The sequence below is a fragment of the Phytobacter sp. SCO41 genome, from assembly GCF_003073275.1.
Lineage (GTDB): Bacteria > Pseudomonadota > Gammaproteobacteria > Enterobacterales > Enterobacteriaceae > Phytobacter > Phytobacter diazotrophicus.
This window is the reverse complement of record NZ_CP027225.1, coordinates 3173193-3194973: the sequence shown is the minus strand read 5'-3', so window position 1 is coordinate 3194973 and position 21781 is coordinate 3173193. Positions and strand designations below refer to the sequence as shown.

The following is a 21781-nucleotide window of genomic DNA, read 5'->3' as shown; positions in this document are numbered from 1 at the left end:
TTGTATTTAATCTCTTTTATTTCAGCCTGTAGCACTTACTTGTTAGTAACTTGTAAGTTATATTTGTTAGCGCAAATGTTAATTCTATTTTATTTAAATAATAACACCTTTGAGTTAGCGATGTTATTGAGTGTATTAAATAGTTTTTTAACTAAAGTAAGCAATTAAGAAACTAAAGAAATTATTATATTAAAGACATGTATTCGGCAAAAACGACAACGAAAATAATGTCCGATAAGAATTCTCAAATTTCACTTTTAAAGTTTGGAGTTTATTTATGAGCCATTACTCGCAAATTCTCACCCCCTTTACACTACCGAATGGTACCGAGCTTAAAAATCGTCTGCTGATGGCACCCATGACCACCTGCACAGGCTATTTTGACGGTACGGTCAGCAGCGAGCTTATCGAGTACTACCGTGAGCGTGCCGGGGCTATCGGGGCGGTGATTGTCGAATGCTGCTTTGTTGACAGCCTGGGCCTCGCGTTCCCTGGCGCCATCGGGATTGATAACGATGCAAAAGTGGCCGGGCTGGCGAAAATTGCTGACGCCATTAAATCCAAAGGATCGAAAGCTATCCTGCAGATTTACCACGGCGGCCGCATGGTCGACCCGAAACTGATCGGTGGTCGCACACCGGTTGGCCCAAGCGCGCTGGCGGCACCGCGTGACGGCGCGGCTACCCCGGTCGCCCTGACGACTCAGGAAGTGGAAGAGATGGTCGCGAAGTTCGGTGACGCCGTACGCCGCGCTATTCTCGCGGGTTTTGATGGCGTTGAGTTACACGGCGCGAACACCTATCTCATTCAGCAGTTCTATTCGCCAAACTCCAACCAGCGTGATGACGAGTGGGGCGGCAGCCGCGACAACCGTGCGAAATTCCCGCTGGCGGTGCTGGAGATCACTCACAAAATGGTCCGCCAGTATGCGGATGACGCCTTTATCATCGGCTACCGCTTCTCGCCTGAAGAGATGGAAGTGCCTGGGATCCGCTTTGATGACACCATGTATCTGCTTGAAAAACTGGCCGCGCGTGGCCTGGATTATCTGCACTTCTCCGTTGGCGCAACGCTGCGTCCTTCCATTGTTGAGACCACCGATCCTACACCGCTGATTGAAAAATATGTCGCTCTGCGTTCCGAAACCCTGGCCCAGGTGCCGGTGATGGGAGTGGGCGGCGTGGTGAACGCGGCTGACGCACAGGACGCGGTTGACCACGGCTATGACCTGATTGCCGTGGGGCGCGCCTGCATTGCTTATCCGGACTGGACGGATCGCATCATGCGGGGTGAAACGCTGGAGCTATTCATCGACAGCACCCAGCGCGAAGCGTTGACCATCCCGGAACCGCTGTGGCGCTTTTCGCTGGTGGAGGCGATGATCCGCGACATGAGCATGGCGGACAAAAAATTCAAACCGGGTGTGTACACCGAAACCGTACAGGATGATACCCGCGAGCTGGTGCTCAATATCAGCCTTGAAACCGACCGTATCGCGGATATCGAACTGCTGTCAGGCTCGGGCGATGATGTGGATTTTGTCACCAGCTTTGATGAGATTCGTTCACGCATTCTGACCGCCAACAGCCCGCATGTGGATGCGATTTCCGGGGCAACCAGCCAGAGCGAATCGGTGAAAAAAGCCGTCTCCAAAGCGATGGTGAAATCGGGTAAAGCGCTGGCGCAGGAAGAGGGGGCGGACGACACCACGCCGAAAAATTATGATGTGGTGGTGGTCGGCAGCGGCGGTGCCGGACTGGCGGCTGCGATCCAGGCGCATGACGAAGGCGCACGCGTGCTGATTGTTGAGAAAATGCCAACCTTTGGCGGTAACACCATTAAAGCCTCCGCCGGGATGAATGCCGCAGAAACCCGCTTCCAGCGTGTGAAAGGCATTCAGGACAGCAAAGAGCTTTTCTATCAGGAGACGCTGAAAGGCGGCCAAAACCGCAACAACCCTGAGCTGCTGCGTTGCTTCGTGGAACATGCGCCGCAGGCCATCGAATGGCTGGCGAATCGCGGCATTATGCTTAACGACATCACCACCACTGGCGGCATGAGCATTGACCGCACCCACCGTCCGAAAGACGGTTCAGCGGTCGGCGGTTATCTGATTAGCGGTCTGGTTCGTAATGTGACGAAGCGCGGTATCGACGTGATGCTCGACACCTCGGTTGAAGAGATCCTCTGCGAGCAGGGTAAAGTGAGCGCGGTACGTCTGATCAATGACGAAAACGAAACCCTGACCATCGCGGTGAAAAGTGTGATTGTCGCCACCGGCGGCTTTAGCGCCAATAGCGAGATGGTGGTGAAATACCGCCCGGATCTTGACGGTTTTGTCACCACCAACCACAAAGGGGCGACCGGGGCCGGTATTGCACTGCTTGAACATATCGGGGCAGGCACGGTGGACATGGGTGAAATTCAGATCCACCCGACGGTGGAACAGAACACCTCGTACCTGATTTCCGAATCGATTCGCGGCGGCGGGGCGATCCTCGTTAACCAGCAGGGCAACCGCTTCTTTAATGAAATGGAAACCCGTGACAAAGTCTCCGCGCAGATCATCGCCTTGCCGGAACATTACGCTTACATCGTGTTTGATGAACACGTACGGGCGAAAAACAAAGCGGCAGATGAGTATATCGCCCGCGGCTTTGTCACCAGCGCCAGCTCACCGCGTCAGTTAGCGGAGAAACTGGGGATGGATTATCATGCTTTCCTGGCAACGCTGGAGCGCTACAACGGCTTTGTTGAACAGCAACACGACAGCGATTTTGGTCGTAGCACCGCACTGCGTAACCCGATTAATGAAGGGCCGTTCCACGCGATCCGCATTGCGCCGGGGGTTCACCATACGATGGGCGGTGTAACCATTAATACTGAGACAGCGGTGCTGAATAAAGCGCAGCAGGTCATTCCGGGGGCGTTCGCCGCAGGCGAAGTGGCCGGGGGGATCCACGGTAGCAACCGCATCGGAGGTAATGCGGTGGCTGACATCATTATTTTTGGTTCACTGGCCGGGCACCATGCGGCAAACTGGGCGAAAGCGCAGGCCTGATGATAAGCCCCGGCAGAGACCGGGGCATTTTTTTAGGAGTGAATATGGAACAGCAAGAAGGTGTCTGGTCATACTCCGCCGTCCTGATGGGATCGCCGATCCTGCTCAAACTGTTCAGCCACAACCCCTCGCTTGCCGCCGACACCTTTCGCCTGATCAAACGCTATGAAGATCTGTTTACGGTCAACCGCACGCCTTCGCAGGTGATGGATATCAATCTGGCCGCCGGGCAGCATCCGGTGGCGGTTAGCCGTCCGGTCTTTGCATTAATTGCCTGCGCGAAGGCGGCAAGCCTGGTCAAGGGCGGCTGTTTTAATCTGGCTATTGGCCCGCTGGTCAAACGCTGGCGGATTGGTTTTCGCCACGACAACGCTGTACCGCCCGCTGAGGAACTGGCTGCATTGCTGGCGCTGACCGACCCACAAAACGTATTGCTGGACGAGGCCGCAGGCACGGTTTATCTGGCGCGTCCGGGGATGGAGATCGATCTGGGGGCGATTGCCAAGGGCTATATTGCTGACCGGGTACGCGATTTCCTGCGTCGCGAAGGGGTCACGCAGGCGTTGATTAATCTTGGCGGGAATGTACATACGCTCGGCGCGCCGCAGGGCGGGTGGGGTATCGGACTGAAAAAGCCGTTTTCGACGGCGGATGCGCTGGTGGGGGTTATCGATGTGCAAGATAAATCGGTGGTCACGTCGGGAACCTACGAGCGCTACTTTGAGGTAGACGGCAAACGTTATCATCACATCCTTAACCCGGCGACGGGATACCCGCTCGACAACGAACTCGACAGTGTGACGGTGATTTCAACCGACTCACTCGATGGCGATATCTGGACCACGCTGCTTTATGGGATGGGGGTGGAACAAGGATGCCAGGCGCTGCGCAACAAGCCGGAGATCGAGGCAATCTTTGTCACAAAAGACCGGCGGGTGGTGGCCTCATCCACGCGTAATGTCCGTTTTACGCTAATGGATGATAGCTACACCTTTACTGACAGTACTGCTTAAGCAATCCGTACTGCTCTTCCAGCAGGCGATAACGATAGACCGGGCGACCCGTCACCCCATAGTGGATGGTGGTAAATAAAATGCCGATCTGCGCAAGCCACATCAAATACTTACGGCAGGAGACGCGGGAAATATTGACCGCGCTCGCCAGCTCATCGGTCGAAAACTCGATATCCGGGTGCGCATCAATCCACTGACAAATGGTCCGCAGCGTCTGCGGAGTAAGCCCTTTTGGTAAGCGTCGGGTATCGGCAACCTCCTGCGGCCCGCCATGGAGCAACCTGTCCACATCCGCCTGTTCGTAATACTGCTGCGCGCTCATCAGTTTCTTCTTTTCCTGCCAGTGGGTCAGGGCTTCTTCAAAGCGCGGAAACTGGAACGGTTTGATTAAATAATCCACCACGCCGTAATGCATCGATGTCTGAATGGTCGCGGCATCGGAGGCGGAGGAGATCATGATGACGTCGATTTTCCGTCCACTGGCGCGAATGATCGGGAGCAGTGACAGGCCATTATCCTGCTGCATATAGACATCAAGCAGGATCAAATCGATATCCAGCGCCGGGTCGTTAATCATATTTTCGGCCTGACGCAGGGTGGAGGCGACACCGCAGCAGGTAAAGCCAGATAGCCGCGTGGTATAGACGCGGTTCAGCTCCGCCACCATGGCGTCGTCATCGACAATTAATACATTAATCACACGCTCTTCCTCTCACTGTCCCAGGGGAGTTGTACAAAAAATTGAGTAAATACGCCAGGTTCCGACTCCACCGTAATGCTGCCACCGAGATTTTCGCACTGCTGGCGGGCGAGGAACAGCCCGACGCCCCGGTTTTCGCCTTTGGTTGAGTAACCTTTGTGGAAAATGGCATCGATATGTGCCGGGGAGATACCGGGACCATCGTCGCTGACCTCGGCGCTTAACCAGCCGTTTTGATAGTGCAGCAACAGGCCAATTTCGCCATCGGATTGATCGGTCATGGCGTCGAGGGCGTTTTCAATAAGATTACCCAGAATGGTTACCAGCGCCGTCACCTGCTGCTGGTTGGGGTTATCCGGCACCAGGGATTCATTCGCCAGGGTCAGGATAACCCCGGCCTCTCTGGCACGATTGATTTTACCCAGCAGAAAACCTGCTACGACGGGCGTCTGTATCTGATGCTGCAGGGTGCCGATGTCGTTCTGATAACCTTCTGCCGTCTGTAACACATACTCTTCGAGCGTGTCATAACGCTTCATGTTGAGCAGGCCGAGGATCACATGCAGCTTGTTCATAAACTCATGGGAGTGGGCGCGGAGTGCATCCACATAATTGACCATCCCGTCGAGACGTTGCAGTAGCTGACTGATTTCGGTTTTATCCCTGAATGTGCTGACCGCGCCAATGACCCCATCCTGGCCGCGCACGGGCACACTGTTGCACAGCAGCAAATGCCCGTTGCAGCCGATCTCCTGATCGGACAGCGGCTGTCCGCTTTGCAACACGGTTTGCAGGTCGGCAAACAGCGGCGTGTGGCGAATATCGCGAGTGCCGTGGTTATTGGTGCTGAGCAACATCTGGCGCGCGGCCTGGTTGGCGAGGGTGATATTGCCCTCGCGATCAACGGCAATAACCCCCTCTTTGAGCGATTGCAGCATGGCCTGGCGCTGCTCAAACAGGGTGGAAATTTCATAAGGTTCCAGGCCAAAAAGAATACGCTTGAGCACCCGGACCAGCGCCCAGATGCCAAGCGAGCCGACCATGGCGCTAAAGAGCATGGTGAGCAGCAATCCCCAGCGGCTGTGGCTTATCTGTTTATCCACTTTACTGAGCGAGATACCGATGGCGACCACGCCGATTTGCTGGTGTCGGGCATCAAATACCGGTGTAAAGACGCGCAGCGCCTCGGCGAGGACGCCGTGGTTGACCGAGACATTCTCCCGGCCATGCAGGGCGGGGATCAGATCATCACCAATAAAGTGTTTGCCAACTTCACTGGCTTCGCGATGTGATAAACGGATGCCGTCCATATCTGTCACGACGACAAACAGCAGATCGTTTCTGCGTTGTACCGCCTGGGCAAGGTCCTGCACCGTTTGGCTCCCGACAGGCATCGAGAGCGCGCGTTTGATCTCCGGTTCATCGGCAAGGGTGCGTGCAACGGCCATCGCAGTGTCCTTCACCCCTTCCCGGGTGACATTGGCGATCTGGACAAAATAGAGCGCGTAAACCACCAGTAACACCGAGCCAATAACGCTGCACAGCATCAGCGTAACCAGGGTACTGAGTTTCATGGTGCGTTTGCGCGAAGCAGGATGTGGATGCCTTCCGTTCACTGCGGCCTCAAAATCATTCACAGAAAGAGGGTAATTATCGCCGAAGGGGCGCATATCTCAAAGCGGCTAACGGCTTGTCACCTTTGAATTTATCCCCTCAGTTACGTGACACGTCTCGCAAGGCAATTATATGAATCGCTTTATAGTAGGGCAGGATAAATAAAAAGGAGGTAATGATGAGCACTTTGTTAACGGTAGCGGCGAAAGCGCGACGTAATGACCGGACAACGGAGATAGACAGACTCTCAACAGACGATGTCCTGCAACTCATTCATCAGGAAGATGTCGCTGCTCACGACGCGGTGGCGCACTGTTTGCCTGATGTAGCGAGAGTGGTTGAGCATGCCGTGGCGGCACTCAGTCGCGGCGGGCGAGTTGTCATTATCGGGGCCGGTGCCTCTGGCGAACTGGCGCAGCAGGCGATTAATGATTTTGCCCCGGACAGCCAGACACAGGTGCGTTGCATTGCGGTTAATGACACGCATGCCGACGACTACGACGGCGGGATTGGTGCCCTACAGGCGATAAATTTTAACCACAATGATGTGCTGCTGGCGCTCACGCTAAGCGGTAAAACGCCGTGGGTATGGGGCGCGCTGCGCCAGGCTAACGAGACCGGCGCGATGGTGGCGGTACTTACTTCCGATCAACATAGCGAAGCCGCAAGCCTCGGGGATATCGTGATTGCGCCGCCAACGGGCGCGGAAGTGGTTGCGGGTTACGGGAATCCCAAAGCACGGCGCGCGCAGCAATCTATTCTGACCATGTTAACGACCACGCTTGCCATCCGCAGCGGCCGGGTATACAGCAACCTGCGGGTGGATATTCCGGCGACGGAAAATAAATGGCAGGAGCGCCAGATAGCGATCGTGATGGCGGCCAGTGATTGTTCACGTAAAGAGGCAAAAGCGGCGCTGGCAAGCTGCAATCAGCAGTGCAAAACCGCCATTCTGATGCTGCTCAGCGGCATGGATGCGTGGGATGCGAGCGAAGCACTACAGCGCAATAACGGCCATCTGCGCCTGGCGCTGAAAGAGAAGAGAGGGTGAGTTTCGGGCCACACGGCATAGGTCATGTAGCCTGCGTTGTGGAGTAAAACCGTGAAAAGCTGAGGCGCGTGGGTAAATCCACGCGCCTCAGAAGCGCAAGACCGTGTGATAAAGAAACGGCTGCACGCTTCAATTCATTCAAGAAGAGACACGCGCGAATGCGTGTCATGATTCCAGCTAAAAAGCACCAGATGCCAGAGTCCCGGTGCTTTTCGGGAAGGGTCAATTAACCCCTTTACCCCAAGCGACGTCAGACGGTTACGCACATTCCACGACCGGGGGACACCGCCTTCACGCACGATTTCCTGCCAGGGCGCAATGGCATCATTCAGGTCAACACCTGCGGCGAACAGCGCCTCAGCATTTCTGAGATCAATAATTTTATCGCTGGTAACACTAACCCTGACGATTTCAAGGTTGCGACTTCTGTTACCGCTGTGCGACTGCATGGCCGCTTCTACCCCTTCTGGCGAGGAGCTGAGGTACAGCGTGGGTTGATGGCTGTCTGAATACCTGCCCGGCGCTCTGGAACCCGATAACGCAAAATGCCGATATGCGGGATCAATGGCCCGGTAAAAAACCCCGTCGATATCCGTTAAATAATTTGTCAGATCCATACGTTCTCTCACTTCTCTTCTGAGAAATGCCCCCCTTCTGCGGGCACCCGTCACCCATCTGGTTTACCTGCCAGCGCGGGTTATGCCTGGAAAGCACAAAAAGCGGCAACAGTCGGTTAGCGTGAAATACTTATGGCAGCGCCAGATGAGCTTTATGTTCATCAAATAATGCAATTAAGTGGTCGGCAACGACTCTGACCCGTCGTGACCCGGCTAAGTCTGAATGCATCACCAGCCATAACGGCTGATCCACACCAGGATCGGGATTAACGCAGTGCAGACCGTTTTTCCTTGCCATAAAGTGCGGCAAAACGCCTAAACCGAGACCCGCTAAAACGGCGGAGACCTGTGCCGCGAGCGTGTTTGCTTCCAGCCTGCATGGCCTGCCGCGAAGCATTCTCGTTATCCAGCGCGCCGCAGGCAGGTGTTGGTGTGATTCCGGCCAGCCTATATAGTGCGCATTTTGTAACGTGACTCCCGCGGGCCCGCCAGACATTTTTTTAAGATATGCCTCAGCGCCGTATACGCCAAATCCCACAGTTCCCAGACGTTTTAGCGTCAGATTTCCGCTCTCTGGCTTGACCATGCGTATCGCTAAATCGGCATCTCTGCGATGAAGATTAACTGACTGCACGCCGCTGAGCACTTCCACCCGCAGTTCAGGATAGTTGTTCATCAGCCCTTCCAGCGAGGGCAGGATGAAATGCGTAGCCAGGTTGTCCGATGTTGCCAGCCGGACAAGCCCCGCAACATTACCCTGTAGTTTAGCTTTCTCGCCAAAAGCGAGCCCCGCGTATTCCAGCGCTTCCGCCTGCTCCAGCAGCGCTTCACCATCATCCGTTAACCGGTATCCGCTCTGATGTCGGCTGAAAAGCGGCACGGACAGCGACTGCTCAAGCCTGTCCAGCCTTCTTGAAATCGTAGCGATGCCCATTTCCAGAGCTTCTGCTGCGCCGCTCAACGTCCCGGCGCGGGCGATGGCCAGAAAAATGCGCGTATCGTCCCAGTTAAAATTGGCACTCATAGTTTTTCCGTTTATGGAAAACGGCTCTCCATTTTCAGGTCTGTTTTATCGATTTTAACAAGTTAATACTGTCGTTCCCATAAGGAGATAAACATGAAAAAACCAACATTAACGCCATCGCTCAACCTGGCTGCCATCCCCATTGCCGGACCTCGATGCGCTGTTCAAGAAATGAAAGGCGCGGCTGCCTGAAATTACTTACCAAAAAACGCCTCAGTCACATTTCCACTTTTTTTAAGAGTATTTATTTTATGAATGAAACGGCTGTACACGTAAATTTCGTGCCGGTGCGCGCCTGGCTGGCAGTTACCGTACTTGGGATCAGTGCATTTTCAATCGTGACAAGCGAACTTGCGCCGGTTGGTATGCTCAGTACCTTAGCAAAGGATTTGAATCAGACTGAATCCGGGGCGGGTCTTGTCGTGACCGCCTATGGCTGGGTTGGTGCGCTCGCAGCGCTGCTCTCCGGCGCGATACCCGCACGCATTTCCCGCAAGGCTCTGCTTGTTGGCCTGATGCTTATTCTTGCTTTGTCCTGCATGGCTGCAACTTTTTCTTCTTCCATGAGCACATTTATGAGTGCGCGCATGGCCGGGGCACTTGCGCACGGTGCGTTCTGGGCAATGATTGGCATAGTGGGCGCGCAGCTTGTTCCGGCGCAAAAGCTTGGGCTTGCCACCTCAATCATTTTTGGCGGCGTCTCGGCAGCCAGCGTTCTGGGTGTACCTCTTTCGAGTTTTATTGCTAGCATGGCCGGATGGCGTAATGCCTTTATGCTCATTTCGCTGCTGGCGCTGGCTGCCGCCAGTGCATTATTCTGGACGCTTCCCGCACTGGCAGCGCCGCAGCCACTAAGGCTGCGTCTTTACTGTGGGCTATTCAAAAACCCCGTGCTCATGTCCCTGTATTGTGCAACAGCCTGCATTATTTCGGCCCATTTCGCGGCCTTCACCTATCTGGAACCCCTGTTGATGAAGGTCCATGGCGTACCGGCGGCTTCCGTCTCGGGTTTGCTGCTGGTGTTCGGGCTTTCTGGCCTGGCAGGGAATGTCATTGCCGGTAAGCTGATTGACCGGCATCTTAAAACGCTTATTTTCACGTCACTTCTTTTGAGTGCCCTCGCACTCGGTATGCTTGGTATGAGTAGCGTCGCACCTCTTCCTTTCTGGTTAATGGGGATACTGCTTGCCTTGTGGGGAGCGGGTATTTCGATTGTATTCGTCGGGTTGCAGACGTGGTTACTTCATAGCGCCGGCGATGCCGCACAACCGGCGTCAGCCATTTACGTCGCAATTTTTAACGCAGCGATAGGAACCGGCGCGCTTGCGGGTGGCCAGGTGTTAGCCGTGACAGGCTTTCAGGGGCTGGCGTTACTGGCAGCAGGTATTATTGTGGGCAGTATGATGCTTGTACTGGTGTTGAAAAAACCGTGAAGACGCACCAGGGAAAATTCGACTGCTGATAAAAACGCGGCGATGGCATAAGGGACGCAACAGACTTGCGCCCCTTACTTTAATAATTAGCTTTGACAGAAACGGAGCCGGTTGCCAAAGGGATCATGGACTTCCATAACCTCTCCCCAATCCTGCTTGATGATTTCCGGGCGACCGTAACCATAATGTTTGTCGTGTAGTTCCTTTCTGAACAACGCAATATTGTTCATCGGGATAAATATCGTTGCGCCTGGGGTGGCGTCACCGTGATGTTCAGAAAGATGCAACTGCAAACCATCGCGGACGATGCCCATATACAGGGGTAAGTCGGGTGCAAAACGGTGTTCAAACTCAACGCTGAATGACAGAAATTCAAGGTAGAACTCCTGTGCTTTTCGGACATCAAAAATTCGCAGGATGGGTATCGATTTACTGAACTGAATTTGAGACTCAGGAACCTGCGGACGTAACGATGCCGCCGCCGTGTTCCAGTCTCTAAAGCCTAACTGATGCGAAACCATTTCGAGTGCGGTGGAGTAAGAGATCGTCTGCTCATGTAACGCAAGAGAGGCTTTTAACTTCGCAGCCATGTGTTTGGCTTGCTCGATAGAAAACATAATTGCTCCTGTCGTCAGGAAATGAGGGTGCTCGCATTACCACATCCCGACCATCAAGAGTGGTTGAATCAATGAAGTTGAGAACAAACATGCTTTCACCTTTTCCCATCGGGAAGCGAGCGGCAGGCAGCATGAGCCCTGAAAAAGAATACCCAGCCCCTGGACATTCCTCAAGCTTTCGGGGGCGTATGAAGAGGGCGGCTACCAGTCCAGGTAGGTAGGGGTAATAGATATCAGATGCAATAAACACAGCGCCCGCGTCTTGCTCACCGCAGATCTGACGCCTACTGAGTGCGAGTAGATGATGTTGCTTACATCATGATAAGTTGATTCAGGATGAGTAGGTCACCGAAGCCAACACCTTTACGTAAAAAGGAATGTCAGATGGATTTAGAAACCGCACGTCTAACGCTTGAACCTTATAATGACTCACACTACGAAGGCTTAAGAAGGATGGATAGCGATACCCGTGTGATGCGTTATATCAACCAGGGTATTGCTAAAACACCCGAAGAGACCTGGGAAGGTATCAGACGTGTCCAGGCCCGTTGGGAGCAATACGGGTACTCGTGGTGGGTAATCAAAGAAAAAGCGTCCGGGGAGATCGTTGGTGCAGCCTGCCTCCAGCACCTGGCAAATGTGGATGGCGCACCGTTAGAGATAGGCTGGCGACTCGTCCCGGAACATCATGGCAAAGGTTATGCGACAGAAGCTGCTAAAGCGATTATTGCTTTCGCGGTAGAGCGAACAGGCACAACGTATCTGGTGGCTGTTGCCGATCCTGACAATATCCCCTCGCATCGCGTTATGCAGCGCTTAGGGATGACGTATAAGGCAATAGAACAACATTATGATGTGCCCTGCGTCGTTTATGAACTTACGCTTCAACGTTCTGAGTAAGGGTGATTAATCATTCTGGGGAGGCGAATGTCCTTTCGCTCCTCTTCATAGCAGACAAGGTTGCGCTGTCGACGGGCATGTGTGTGCCAGACGCAGATGCTATTTCTGGCACATCAACGCAAGCAGTGAATCTTTGAGATACCCCTCCAGCAGAGATGCACAAATGCGTGTTTCATATGACATCATGCCCGCCGGTGGATGAAGCAGCCAGGCAGTAAAAGGCGGGACCGTGTAGTGGCTTAAAAGGGGGATTAGCGCCCCCTTTTCCATTTCGTTTTTGCAAACCGGAAATTGCAAAACACCGATGGCATGACCAGCTAATAACCAGGTGAGGACACTGCGCCAGTGAGTGGACTGTAATTTAACATCAACGGGAACGTTAATGAGTTGGGCATCAGCGTTGATCAATGGAATGCGATGGCTGGCAAATACACCAGAAACAGCAGCAAATGGATAACCAGCCAGCGCATCCGGAGAGTCCGGATAACCCATTCTGGCCAGCAAAGCAGGGGAGGCGAGCAACACTCTGCGCACGCTACCAAGCGGACGGGCGACAAAAAAACCTTCTGAGACCTCTCCCAGCCTCAGTGATAAATCCACCCCCTCCGTGACAGGATCGATAACGCGGTCGTTAAAAATGACATCGATCTGTAACCCCGGATGTTCGTTCTGAAGCTGCAACAGTGCAGGCATCAGCAGGCTTTCCCCGGCAGAATAGGGCGCCGCAATACGGATTTTGCCTTGCAGCCCCTGATTTTCTTCATTCACGGAAAGCGCGTGCTCTGCCGCCTGAATGGCCGCTTTGCTTCGCTCATAAAACAGATTACCGCTATGCGTCAGAGACATGTTCCGCGTGTTGCGCCTTAGCAAACGCGTACCAAGATGTGCTTCCAGTTTATCTATTCTTTCACTGACGGCGGGTTGGCCAATGCCAAGATCGCGGGCTGCAGCCGACATGCTGCCCCGCTCAACGACCCTGATGAATATGCGCATTGCTGAGAAGAGATCCATTTAGCAATTATATCGGTTTTACCGATAAATGTAATTCGACACAGGTATCTACTGCTCTTCTGCGAAATGATGAAAACTCAACGCTCAGGTAAGCGTTAAGCAAAATAGTAATCTATTTCATTGAATTATTGGTGGAGGGTAATTATGTCAGATATCAGGCTTTTCATGTTCCAGTCAGGAACGCAGCAGTGTAAATATCAGCATATAAGGATGAATCAGGGCGTGGGAGAGAATTATGAAATTCCTGTCCCCTGGTTCCTGCTGACACATCCGGATGGTTTTACTCTGATTGACGGTGGTCTGGCTGTAGAAGGATTGAAAGATCCTTTTGCCTATTGGGGAAGTGCGACAGAGCAGTTTAAACCGGTGATGTCAGAAGAGCAGGGCTGCCTGGAACAGCTTAAAAGGATTGGCATCGCCCCGGAGGATATCCGCTATGTGGTACTGTCCCATTTACACTCCGATCATACGGGGGCGATTGGCCGTTTCCCACATGCCACTCATGTGGTTCAGCGGCGAGAGTATGAATATGCCTTTGCACCTGACTGGTTTACATCTGGAGCCTACTGCCGACACGATTACGATCATCCTGAACTTGACTGGCTTTTTCTCGACGGCTTATCAGATGACAACTATGACCTTTACGGTGATGGCACGTTGCAGTGTATTTTCACGCCAGGGCATTCACCGGGACATCAATCTTTTCTCATCAGATTACCCGGCGGTACATATTTTACGCTGGCGATTGATGCGGCTTACACCTTAGATCATTACCATGAGAGGGCGCTCCCTGGCCTGATGACATCCGCCACTGATGTCGCTGACTCTGTCCGCAAGCTGCGTAAGCTTACCGAGCGATATAACGCGATATTAATACCCGGTCATGACCCGGAGGAATGGAAAAAAATCAGGCTTGCTCCCGCCTGGTATAGTTGAATCATTGCTCGCTCTGTAGTAGTGCATTGAATTTGGCCACCTGAACAGATGTGATATGCTCATGTCGAAATAATACAGGTGCCCTGATGAAAAAAGGAATTTTAGTGCAGCGTTGAAACGTAAATTCGTTTAGCTAATTATTGTTCAGAACTACACCGTGGCTGAAACAGCCTCTGCAACAATAACCCAGGGTGTCGGGCAATTACGGGGCGAGCGGTAGGGAATTAATATAAAGGTGTTTAAGCGCCTTTTAATGTCCCAGAGCCAAACCACAACTGTTTCATGTTTGGCTTAACGATTTGATTATTTCAGAAGCGAACTGAGAGATTAATTCATTGCTGTGTTCGGATAGTAACGAAAAACGGGGGAGTTCGGCGATAAGACGCTCTCTGGTTGACTCGAAATAGTCGGGAGCATTCGGCCCTGTCTCTATACAGCATTGGGCGAATCCCCATAAGATGTCGAGTATTTCAACCGTAAGTAACTCATCGGCGCTATCAAGAATCTCTAATATAAATGGAAGGGCAATATATCCCGCTGGCGCCATAGAAACATGCTGATGACAGAGTCCGCACCAAAGCTTATGACTGGCGGTCATTGCTGCCTCGTGATCATCAGATGCTAATTGTAATAATAGCTCAGGAACATCGTTTGCGGGTCCATATGCTGTACAGGATGAATTCCAGTTTATAGCATAGATTCTTTCCTCCAGTGATGCATTATTCATCGATAATTTCCTTTGTTCTGAATGAGTATAATCAACAGTTTTTCCGCATTAACGATAATGTAACCAAAACTCGTGCTATTAAAATAAATAGCCTTAAGCGCACCACTGCTATTATAGCCATTTGGCGGTTCTAAAGTCAGCATCTAACTTGATAACTGTTTTAAGGAAAATCCACACCTCATACATATTTACTTACGTTAATGTTCTTCATCTCACTTGGTGGATTAAGGATCTTAAGTCATTAATACTGGGACTGTCAGCGTTAGCGTTTTTACCTGTCAGTACGCAACTGCAAAGCGCTATATCTCCAGGCCAATTAAGGATATCTTCTGATGCGCAGCCGTTTTATAACCCACGCAGTATCTTTTTTTTTTGCCATTGACAGGCTTCATCATAAGTTTACCGGGGCACGCAGAATCTTTAACGGACAGGGCTGAATATCAACAGATAAGCGGGCTTATCAGGGAACCCCTCACGCTGTCCGTCACGTTAAATAACGGCCAGCCTGCAATACTTGATGCTTTTGTCACACGTCCGGTTAGCAAGAAGCCTTTGCCGGTTGTGTTAATTACTAACGGAACTACCGGTAAGGCCGAGTTTGACCGCTGGACGCTTAACCCAAACCGGTATTCCTCAACAGCAATCGCGTTTGCACGCCATGGATATGCTGCAGTGGTCGTCCTGCGGCAGGGATATGGTCAGTCCAGTGGCGCTGCGGAATATGCAGGACACTCGTGCATTCAGCCCTTTCATCTGCAGGCCGGAGAGCAGGACATCCAAAATATGGTTGCGGCGCTTAACGCTGTGCGCCGGAATTCATGGGCATCCGTTGATAATGCGATGCTGGTTGGTATGTCCGCCGGTGGATTTGCCATTATCGCAACGGGTGCCACAAATCCGCCTGGCGTAAAGGCAGTGATCAATTTTGATGGCGGCAGAGGGGCCATCGACGGGAAATCTCTCTGTGATAAGACGGGGCTGATGAAATCGTATGCGCAATACGGAAAAGCAGCGAAGATCCCTTCGCTGTGGCTTTACGCAGAAAACGATAAGTCGTTTCCCCCGGATACAGGCCGAGAGATGTTTAATGCCTATCAGCAGGGTAAAAGCCCGGCCCGGTTCGTCGTCATGCCTCCTTATGGGAAGGATGGTCATGTCTTTATGGATTCTGCGCCGGAGAGTTTCTGGTGGAATACCGTTGCCACTTTTCTTGAGCAGTACCATCAGCCGTTTCAGGAGATAATCAGGCTTCCCGTCGTAAATCTCATTGAACCGCCAGCCCTCAATGCTGCCGGAAAAAAAGCCTTTTCCGAGTATGAAACAACGCAGCGATATGAAAAAGCCTTTGCCACCGATCCGGACGGAGACTGGGGCGCTGCATATTGGGCCAGAAACAGTCAGGAAGCTGCCGCAACGGCGCTTAATATCTGTACAAAGGAACAACGGAAAGGGGCACCTCAATGCACTCTGTACGCTATCAACAATAATTACGCCGCAGAGAAAAGACACTGAAATAAGCGGATAGAACCGCGGTCCTTGCGCTTGTACGACATTAGGTTTATTCCTTGCTCAGAGTGGATATCCTTCCTTCTGGCTCTATCCGCTAAGTGCTTGGAGCGGAAGTTGCTTATGCCTTAGCGAGTTAGTCATTAGGAATCTGAATAAACACCAAAACTTCAAACACATGACAGCATTTTAAACCTTACATATATGATAAAAATTTTTACTATCACTAATTTGCTGGGGGACTTAAATGCGGTTATCAAGATCCTTATGCAAAGTGGTTAGCGATGTTATTGCTAACTCTGGCTCTTACGCAGCCTTAGACATGTTATTCCTATCTGCAGGTGCACCACCAGCAGGGTTTCATAGTACAAAATGGAAAGACTGGCTATTCTTGGCTGGACAAGATCCCACAACTTCAAGATTTACAGGTAAGTACTAAGTCGATTAGTCGTCTTCTTGCTCATAGAAGCCTGATGAATTTTTGCGAATTATGTGTCAGATTTGGATATCACTTATCTCAAGGTATGTTCGTTGACGGAGAAAACTTTTGAATCTGAGCAAAGATGGATATCCACAAGGTCCGTTGGTACGAACCGTATGGGAGTGTTGTGATGAACTCTATGAAAAACTAGGTCGAGCCCCTTCCCGACAGGAATTTAATGACGAAATTGGCAAACGCGAACCACATCGCATAGGTATTAGTACACATGCTCGCCAGTGGGGAGAGTGGATGCGCCATCATAATTTCTCAACATATGTTGCTAGTGTGCCAGCCATAATCCCTGAGGAAATTCACTATCCGCAATATCTACGTGTATGGTATGCCGTGACACAACTCGGTTCCGCCTCTGCTGCAAATATTGTTAAGTGGATCCGCAACAGCAGCGCCCCTCTGAAGGAAACCGAGATCCGCATTCAACTGGATGCATTAACTGTTAATAGCAATTCACGGTATCGATATCTTGGTAGCCGTAAAAGCGCTCGTACTGACATGGGTAACCCATACGACGTTTTGTTTCGTACAGGAAATCTACGAAATACACGGTATGAACTGTATGTTCAAGAACTGCATGGTATATGGGATATTGGCGATGATGGCAGAACGCCAGTTCAGATTTCTATCCCGAGATTATGTGATCGGTTAATAGTTGAAGCGAGGGATGAATTATTCACGGAATTCCCCGAGGATGAAGGTGACATCCGTCTAAAGGCTCTGCGTGAAGTTATTGTTCGAGAAGGACAGCCCGCATTTAGACGTAAACTCATTGAAGCTTATGAAGGTAGATGTGCGGTAACAGGTTGTTCGATCCAAGTATTACTTGAAGCTGCTCATATTACACCTTATGCCGGGGCCTGGCATACTCGTGCCCAGCATGGCTTGTTATTAAAAGCAGATATTCATACTTTATTTGATCGTGGTTTGCTCTGGATTGATACCGAATTGAAAATAAGGATATCAGAACAGCTAGCTGGGTCAGAATATTCAGAGTTAGATGGACGATACCTAAGGTTACCAAAAGATAAAAAAGACTGGCCGTTAATCACTCATTTGCTAAATCATCGACAATATTGGAGCGATAAACATAATGACGAAGAACGCGATTAATCCGGTCCGTCCACACCTCGCTCAGAGCGAAATTAATGAGATAAAATCATACCCACTCCTGATTAAGAGTGGGTTATAAACATGGTAATCACTTAATAAAACATAAGCTCTATTGAGAGTGGTTTTTAACCATGTATGATACGATTTAGCGAATTGAGTTCAGCTAAGTCATATTTTTTAGTAAATCTTTTCCACCTTTCGACAATAGCTCCGTGGTGAACTTTATATGTTACATGCAGCTTTTTGCCATGATACCTTGCGTACTCTTTATTTTGGATATGTGGAGCAAAGTAAATTAACAATGAATCCGGATCGATTGCAAATAGGTCCAAATCGTAAAGAGTATGCATGTCACAACGCAATAATAGTCCATTGCTTACATGATTATGTGTATCATTTTTGTATGCAGTGATATGTGCCGCTTCGAGGATATCAACGATTTCACAGCCACTTACTGCACATTTTGCTTCTTGAGATAACAAAGCGTCACGGAAAGCTTTTTGCCCACGCCTTTGCTTAATCTGCCGTAAAACCGCCTTACGCTGATCATCTACATCGAGAGGAGTATCATCAATGTCAGCTTCAGAAGGATCCAACTGAATGATGCCACTAAAGAGGCTACTTGCCCATTTAAAATCAACTTCTTGAATTGAACTTTGAACGTTGTAACGTGGGGTATGAGATATTAAATCTATCATGGAGATAGAATTAATAGACATATAGTTTTGCTTATACTCAGCTTGAAATTTAAGTGCTGGTACGTTTTCTACTTTAGGCTGTTCAAATTCATGCTCATTGCTGCAGCGCCACTTTGGTTTTTTAGATTTCCGAAGAGTCAACTTTGCTGGTGTGCAATTCTCATATGGGCATCGGTGACGAGCTTTTAGATATGGGGTTGATAATAAATTGTCTATAATTGATATACCCAGAACGTTATTTCTATCAGTTACTATGACAATATCTCCTTTTTTGACCTGCTTATGATTTGGTACAAAGTTGTCATATTGGTAAAAACTGGTTGAGTCATCTTGATAACCATTATTCCCAAAGTATCGGAGATCATCCTTACCTACTGCTTTAAAAGACCATGCTTTCTGATTCATCCGTTTGATTCCATCATAAAAATTCCAATTGAATCATAAAGCAATAATAGGATGTTGAGAACAAGCTGTGTAATATTTGAGCTTCTGTAACACATTAATCATAAATGATAGCTCCCAGTGTCCGTTCTTCACTCACCACCGACTTTCAGCGAGGCAGACTTGTCTGCCTCACGTGAAGACCAGCGAGGCTGACACCAGTCTGTTTGCGTCATACATAAAAATCAGGTTTCACTCTGAACTAACGCGATGGTGTCGTCTTTTTCCCGGCTGCCTCATCGAAGGCTTTTCGGGACGCCTCAATATCCTGCCATGTATCCCTGATCCAGTCGGTGAATCCGGCGAGGGGTTTTAGCATCGAATGACCACGGTCAGTGAGCTGATATTCCACCCTGGGTGGAAGCTCCGGGTAATAATAACGGTTCACGAGACCATCTCGTTCCAGGTTGCGTAGCGTCAACGTCAGCATACGTTGTGAGATATCGGGAATGCCGCGTCGGATGGCGCTAAATCGCAGGGGGATATCAGGCGAAAGCGACAGCAGCGAAATAACAAGAATGGTCCATTTATCACCCAGCCTTTCCAGCACACTCCCTGGGGCACACGGCGTCAGTTTCGGTCCGTCGGGTGTTTCAATGATCGGCCTGCCATTAATCTCACGCGCCATAACTTTTCTCCGCTGAAGGCTCCTGATAGTTACTTCTGTGTAACCAGGGACCAAAAATGTGCCGTCTTGTGGAGGAAATCATAATAGTTCCATACTGTGACCTTCAATAGTTACTATCGAGAACTTTCATGAACAAAACAGCAGAATTTCTTGTTTTTGGCGCCACCGGACAACAGGGCGGGGCGGTGGCGCATGCGCTACGGGCGGCGGGCCGTGAAGTCAGGGCCTTTGTGCGTGATCCGCATAGCGAAAAGGCGCAGGCATTGATGGCGGCGGGCATCACGCTTGCCGTCGGTAATCTTTTTGACAGAGCCTCCATTGAGCGGGCAATGGTGGGCATCAAGGGGGTTTTCAGTGTTCAGGCCAGCTCTCCGCAGGGAGAGATAAGTGATGAGCAGGAGATCATTCAGGGAAAAGCCATTGCGGACAGCGCTCTGGCGGCCGGAGTCAGCCATCTTGTTTATTCTTCGTCCGGCGCGGCGGGGAAAGGCCCTACAGGTATGGGGCATTTCGACAGCAAGACGGAAATAGAAAATTATGTCCGCTCTTTGCCACTTTGCTGGACGATCACGCGTCCGGCCAGCTTTATTGAAATGCTGATGCTGCCCGGTATGGGGCTGAACACCGGGAATTTTTCCTTCTTCATGCAGCGTAACCAGCCGATGCAAATGATCACGCTGGACGATCTCGGGCGTATCAATGCCCGCATCCTGTGTAACCCGCAACAGTTCGCCGGAAAAGTGCTGGAAATCTCCAGCCAGACGCTGACAGGGGAGGATCTGGAGCGTGCTTTCTCAAACGCCGCAGGTTTCCCCATCCACTATCAGCGCTTTCCCGACGCACTATTAACACAAAACAGCTTCCTTCGTCGGCTTACCGAACTGGTAGACAATGGCATTGTCGCGGGCGTTGCTGATATTCCGGCACTGGAAAAGATGTTCGGTGAAATGATGAAATTGGATCAATGGCTTACGGGACCCGGAAAACAACACTTTCAGGCCGCACTTAACGCCCCACAGGCTGAAATCGCGCTACGATAAACCTTATCGACAACGCTCTGGCTCACCGGCCACGTTATTCCAGCGTGGCCTTTGCTAACGGCACATCCGACATCGCGCCCCCCGCCATCTGAGCCGGGACGGCGCGAAAGGAATTCATTGAGATTGTATAGCCATAAGTTTGCCGGAAACGCACCGCGAACAGCAATCAGAAACGGTATGTCACCTTCAGGCTTCCGGTGGGCGATGTTTTTCGCTGAACAATGGGGCTATTACGTGCATCCCCCGTTAATTGCGTAAAGCCAGCTTCGGTAATCACGCTCCAGTCCTGATTAATCTTGTACGTCCAGTCAATATTCGTGGACCAGGCATAAATGCCGGAACCGGCATCATATCGTGTAAAGCCCGATGCGGCCGACTGCGATGCGCTTACCCCGTAGTATGTCTGCATATACTTGCTCGTCCCCCAACTGCCGGTTAGCGCCAGCGTCACGGCATTGCTCGATGACTTATAGAGCGGGCTGACAATGCCGAAATGCAAAGCCGTACCATTGTCTCGCTCAGAAAGGGGCACCTCAGCCTGCAATTGCATATTAAGCCAGTCGGTCACCTCATACCCCAGGGTCGGTACACCGATAGCTGAACCTTTGATATCGCCCATACCGCGCAAATTGTCGCTGCCGCCGTTTATCGAGCCGCTGTCCACGTCACGATCCTTACGGCCTGCGCGGTAGCTCAGCGCTGCGCTGTAGTTAAATTTGCCGATGTTGTTGCCGTAACCGAGACCGCGCGTGGCGCTGACGAAGAAGCCATTTGCCATAGCGTAATCAACTACCAGGGCAGTGGTGACACGACTTTTATCCGAACCCGAATAGTAGGGCGCAACATCCACGCCTCCACCCAGGGTCAATTCGTTGCTCTGTTTCTGTTCCGCCGCCAGTACCGGGGTGGTCAGTAATGCCAGGACAACGCCCGGCACCATTTTTTTCAGGCTGCGGCACGGAAATGAACAGGGGGACTCAGGATGCAGGTTTCTGTTTTTCATTAAAGAAGTCCTTGTTGATTCAACTGATTACAAGACAAACGGTTGTTAATCGCCAGAATGCTCAGTGTGAATGCTTACCCTAAAGTTCTCATGAGCCAAAAATGAAGAAATGCTGAAGCAAGTGCCAGTGCTGCAAACCTGATGGATTTCCTGCT

Annotated in this window: 19 protein-coding genes; 9 read left to right on the top strand and 10 right to left on the bottom strand. The window is 51.0% G+C overall.

The annotated features are described in order from the left end of the window. The first annotated feature begins 277 nt into the window (after positions 1-277). Together C5523_RS15420 and C5523_RS15415 are read left to right on the top strand one after the other, a co-directional pair. A complete protein-coding gene (locus C5523_RS15420; protein WP_108701454.1) occupies positions 278-3061 on the top strand; it encodes a flavocytochrome c in 2784 nt (927 codons plus the stop codon). Positions 3062-3105: 44 nt separating this feature from the next. Further along, positions 3106-4074, top strand: coding sequence for an FAD:protein FMN transferase (locus C5523_RS15415; protein ID WP_079496627.1), 969 nt, complete (start codon positions 3106-3108; stop codon positions 4072-4074). On the opposite strand, the gene dcuR is transcribed toward C5523_RS15415, so the two are convergent. Both dcuR and C5523_RS15405 read right to left on the bottom strand, forming a co-directional pair. Further along, the gene (gene dcuR / locus C5523_RS15410; protein WP_039079337.1) at positions 4055-4774 is read right to left on the bottom strand and encodes a two-component system response regulator DcuR; all 720 of its coding nucleotides are present in this window, start codon (positions 4772-4774) and stop codon (positions 4055-4057) included. The two genes, C5523_RS15415 and dcuR, sit on opposite strands and share 20 nt — an antisense overlap. Further along, positions 4771-6348 carry a sensor histidine kinase gene (locus tag C5523_RS15405; RefSeq protein WP_071194916.1) on the bottom strand — a complete coding sequence of 526 codons (1578 nt, stop codon included), beginning with the start codon at positions 6346-6348 and terminating at the stop codon, positions 4771-4773. Before C5523_RS15405 ends, dcuR begins: the two co-directional genes overlap by 4 nt. A gap of 218 nt (positions 6349-6566) precedes the next feature. On the opposite strand from C5523_RS15405, the gene C5523_RS15400 reads away from it, so the two are divergent. Then, positions 6567-7439, top strand: coding sequence for an N-acetylmuramic acid 6-phosphate etherase (locus C5523_RS15400; protein ID WP_039079336.1), 873 nt, complete (start codon positions 6567-6569; stop codon positions 7437-7439). Positions 7440-7573: 134 nt separating this feature from the next. Here C5523_RS15400 and C5523_RS15395 read toward each other — a convergent pair whose 3' ends face one another. Then, a complete protein-coding gene (locus tag C5523_RS15395) occupies positions 7574-8056 on the bottom strand; it encodes an RES family NAD+ phosphorylase (protein WP_108701453.1) in 483 nt (160 codons plus the stop codon). A gap of 130 nt (positions 8057-8186) precedes the next feature. Beyond that, positions 8187-9080, bottom strand: coding sequence for a LysR family transcriptional regulator (locus C5523_RS15390; RefSeq protein WP_108701452.1), 894 nt, complete (start codon positions 9078-9080; stop codon positions 8187-8189). A gap of 251 nt (positions 9081-9331) precedes the next feature. On the opposite strand from C5523_RS15390, the gene C5523_RS15385 reads away from it, so the two are divergent. Further along, positions 9332-10513, top strand: a complete 1182-nt coding sequence (locus C5523_RS15385) for an MFS transporter (protein ID WP_108702332.1) — start codon at positions 9332-9334, stop codon at positions 10511-10513. An 86-nt stretch (positions 10514-10599) separates the two neighbouring features. Here the strand turns inward: C5523_RS15385 and C5523_RS15380 are convergent, their stop codons facing one another. Beyond that, positions 10600-11130, bottom strand: coding sequence for a glyoxalase superfamily protein (locus tag C5523_RS15380; RefSeq protein ID WP_039079333.1), 531 nt, complete (start codon positions 11128-11130; stop codon positions 10600-10602). 384 nt (positions 11131-11514) lie between these two features. Here C5523_RS15380 and C5523_RS15375 point away from each other — a divergent pair, with 384 nt between their 5' ends. Further along, positions 11515-12030 (top strand): GNAT family N-acetyltransferase, encoded by a 516-nt coding sequence (locus tag C5523_RS15375; protein ID WP_071194852.1) that lies wholly within the window; start codon positions 11515-11517, stop codon positions 12028-12030. 99 nt (positions 12031-12129) lie between these two features. Here C5523_RS15375 and C5523_RS15370 read toward each other — a convergent pair whose 3' ends face one another. Next, a complete protein-coding gene (locus C5523_RS15370; RefSeq protein WP_108701451.1) occupies positions 12130-13023 on the bottom strand; it encodes a LysR family transcriptional regulator in 894 nt (297 codons plus the stop codon). A 159-nt stretch (positions 13024-13182) separates the two neighbouring features. Between C5523_RS15370 and attM the strand changes: the two genes are divergently transcribed. Then, positions 13183-13977 (top strand): N-acyl homoserine lactonase AttM, encoded by a 795-nt coding sequence (attM, locus tag C5523_RS15365; protein WP_172960928.1) that lies wholly within the window; start codon positions 13183-13185, stop codon positions 13975-13977. Between the two features lie 280 nt (positions 13978-14257). Here attM and C5523_RS15360 read toward each other — a convergent pair whose 3' ends face one another. After that, positions 14258-14704, bottom strand: coding sequence for a hypothetical protein (locus C5523_RS15360; protein ID WP_108701449.1), 447 nt, complete (start codon positions 14702-14704; stop codon positions 14258-14260). A 372-nt stretch (positions 14705-15076) separates the two neighbouring features. Between C5523_RS15360 and C5523_RS15355 the strand changes: the two genes are divergently transcribed. Together C5523_RS15355 and C5523_RS15345 are read left to right on the top strand one after the other, a co-directional pair. Beyond that, positions 15077-16216 (top strand): dienelactone hydrolase family protein, encoded by a 1140-nt coding sequence (locus C5523_RS15355; RefSeq protein ID WP_172960897.1) that lies wholly within the window; start codon positions 15077-15079, stop codon positions 16214-16216. A gap of 541 nt (positions 16217-16757) precedes the next feature. After that, positions 16758-17816 carry an HNH endonuclease gene (locus tag C5523_RS15345; protein WP_071194857.1) on the top strand — a complete coding sequence of 353 codons (1059 nt, stop codon included), beginning with the start codon at positions 16758-16760 and terminating at the stop codon, positions 17814-17816. A 125-nt stretch (positions 17817-17941) separates the two neighbouring features. Here C5523_RS15345 and C5523_RS15340 read toward each other — a convergent pair whose 3' ends face one another. Both C5523_RS15340 and C5523_RS15335 read right to left on the bottom strand, forming a co-directional pair. Beyond that, positions 17942-18919, bottom strand: a complete 978-nt coding sequence (locus tag C5523_RS15340) for an HNH endonuclease (RefSeq protein WP_071194858.1) — start codon at positions 18917-18919, stop codon at positions 17942-17944. 238 nt (positions 18920-19157) lie between these two features. Next, complete coding sequence (locus tag C5523_RS15335) at positions 19158-19583, bottom strand: helix-turn-helix domain-containing protein (protein ID WP_039079327.1); 426 nt, start codon at positions 19581-19583, stop codon at positions 19158-19160. Between the two features lie 128 nt (positions 19584-19711). Between C5523_RS15335 and C5523_RS15330 the strand changes: the two genes are divergently transcribed. Continuing rightward, positions 19712-20623 (top strand): NmrA/HSCARG family protein, encoded by a 912-nt coding sequence (locus C5523_RS15330; RefSeq protein WP_108701448.1) that lies wholly within the window; start codon positions 19712-19714, stop codon positions 20621-20623. 166 nt (positions 20624-20789) lie between these two features. On the opposite strand, the gene C5523_RS15325 is transcribed toward C5523_RS15330, so the two are convergent. Next, positions 20790-21626 carry a MipA/OmpV family protein gene (locus C5523_RS15325; RefSeq protein WP_108701447.1) on the bottom strand — a complete coding sequence of 279 codons (837 nt, stop codon included), beginning with the start codon at positions 21624-21626 and terminating at the stop codon, positions 20790-20792. Between the last annotated feature and the right edge of the window lie 155 nt (positions 21627-21781).

What these genes read in the sequence shown, in the direction of transcription:
- C5523_RS15380 (WP_039079333.1), bottom strand. Translation starts at nt 11,130, where the DNA reads ATGTTTTCTATCGAGCAAGCCAAACACATGGCTGCGAAGTTAAAAGCC.
- C5523_RS15395 (WP_108701453.1), bottom strand. Translation starts at nt 8,056, where the DNA reads ATGGATCTGACAAATTATTTAACGGATATCGACGGGGTTTTTTACCGG.
- C5523_RS15420 (WP_108701454.1), top strand. Translation starts at nt 278, where the DNA reads ATGAGCCATTACTCGCAAATTCTCACCCCCTTTACACTACCGAATGGT.
- C5523_RS15325 (WP_108701447.1), bottom strand. Translation starts at nt 21,626, where the DNA reads ATGAAAAACAGAAACCTGCATCCTGAGTCCCCCTGTTCATTTCCGTGC.
- C5523_RS15385 (WP_108702332.1), top strand. Translation starts at nt 9,332, where the DNA reads ATGAATGAAACGGCTGTACACGTAAATTTCGTGCCGGTGCGCGCCTGG.
- C5523_RS15375 (WP_071194852.1), top strand. Translation starts at nt 11,515, where the DNA reads ATGGATTTAGAAACCGCACGTCTAACGCTTGAACCTTATAATGACTCA.
- C5523_RS15335 (WP_039079327.1), bottom strand. Translation starts at nt 19,583, where the DNA reads ATGGCGCGTGAGATTAATGGCAGGCCGATCATTGAAACACCCGACGGA.
- C5523_RS15415 (WP_079496627.1), top strand. Translation starts at nt 3,106, where the DNA reads ATGGAACAGCAAGAAGGTGTCTGGTCATACTCCGCCGTCCTGATGGGA.
- C5523_RS15390 (WP_108701452.1), bottom strand. Translation starts at nt 9,080, where the DNA reads ATGAGTGCCAATTTTAACTGGGACGATACGCGCATTTTTCTGGCCATC.
- C5523_RS15330 (WP_108701448.1), top strand. Translation starts at nt 19,712, where the DNA reads ATGAACAAAACAGCAGAATTTCTTGTTTTTGGCGCCACCGGACAACAG.
- C5523_RS15405 (WP_071194916.1), bottom strand. Translation starts at nt 6,348, where the DNA reads ATGAAACTCAGTACCCTGGTTACGCTGATGCTGTGCAGCGTTATTGGC.
- C5523_RS15370 (WP_108701451.1), bottom strand. Translation starts at nt 13,023, where the DNA reads ATGCGCATATTCATCAGGGTCGTTGAGCGGGGCAGCATGTCGGCTGCA.
- C5523_RS15340 (WP_071194858.1), bottom strand. Translation starts at nt 18,919, where the DNA reads ATGAATCAGAAAGCATGGTCTTTTAAAGCAGTAGGTAAGGATGATCTC.
- C5523_RS15400 (WP_039079336.1), top strand. Translation starts at nt 6,567, where the DNA reads ATGAGCACTTTGTTAACGGTAGCGGCGAAAGCGCGACGTAATGACCGG.
- C5523_RS15360 (WP_108701449.1), bottom strand. Translation starts at nt 14,704, where the DNA reads ATGAATAATGCATCACTGGAGGAAAGAATCTATGCTATAAACTGGAAT.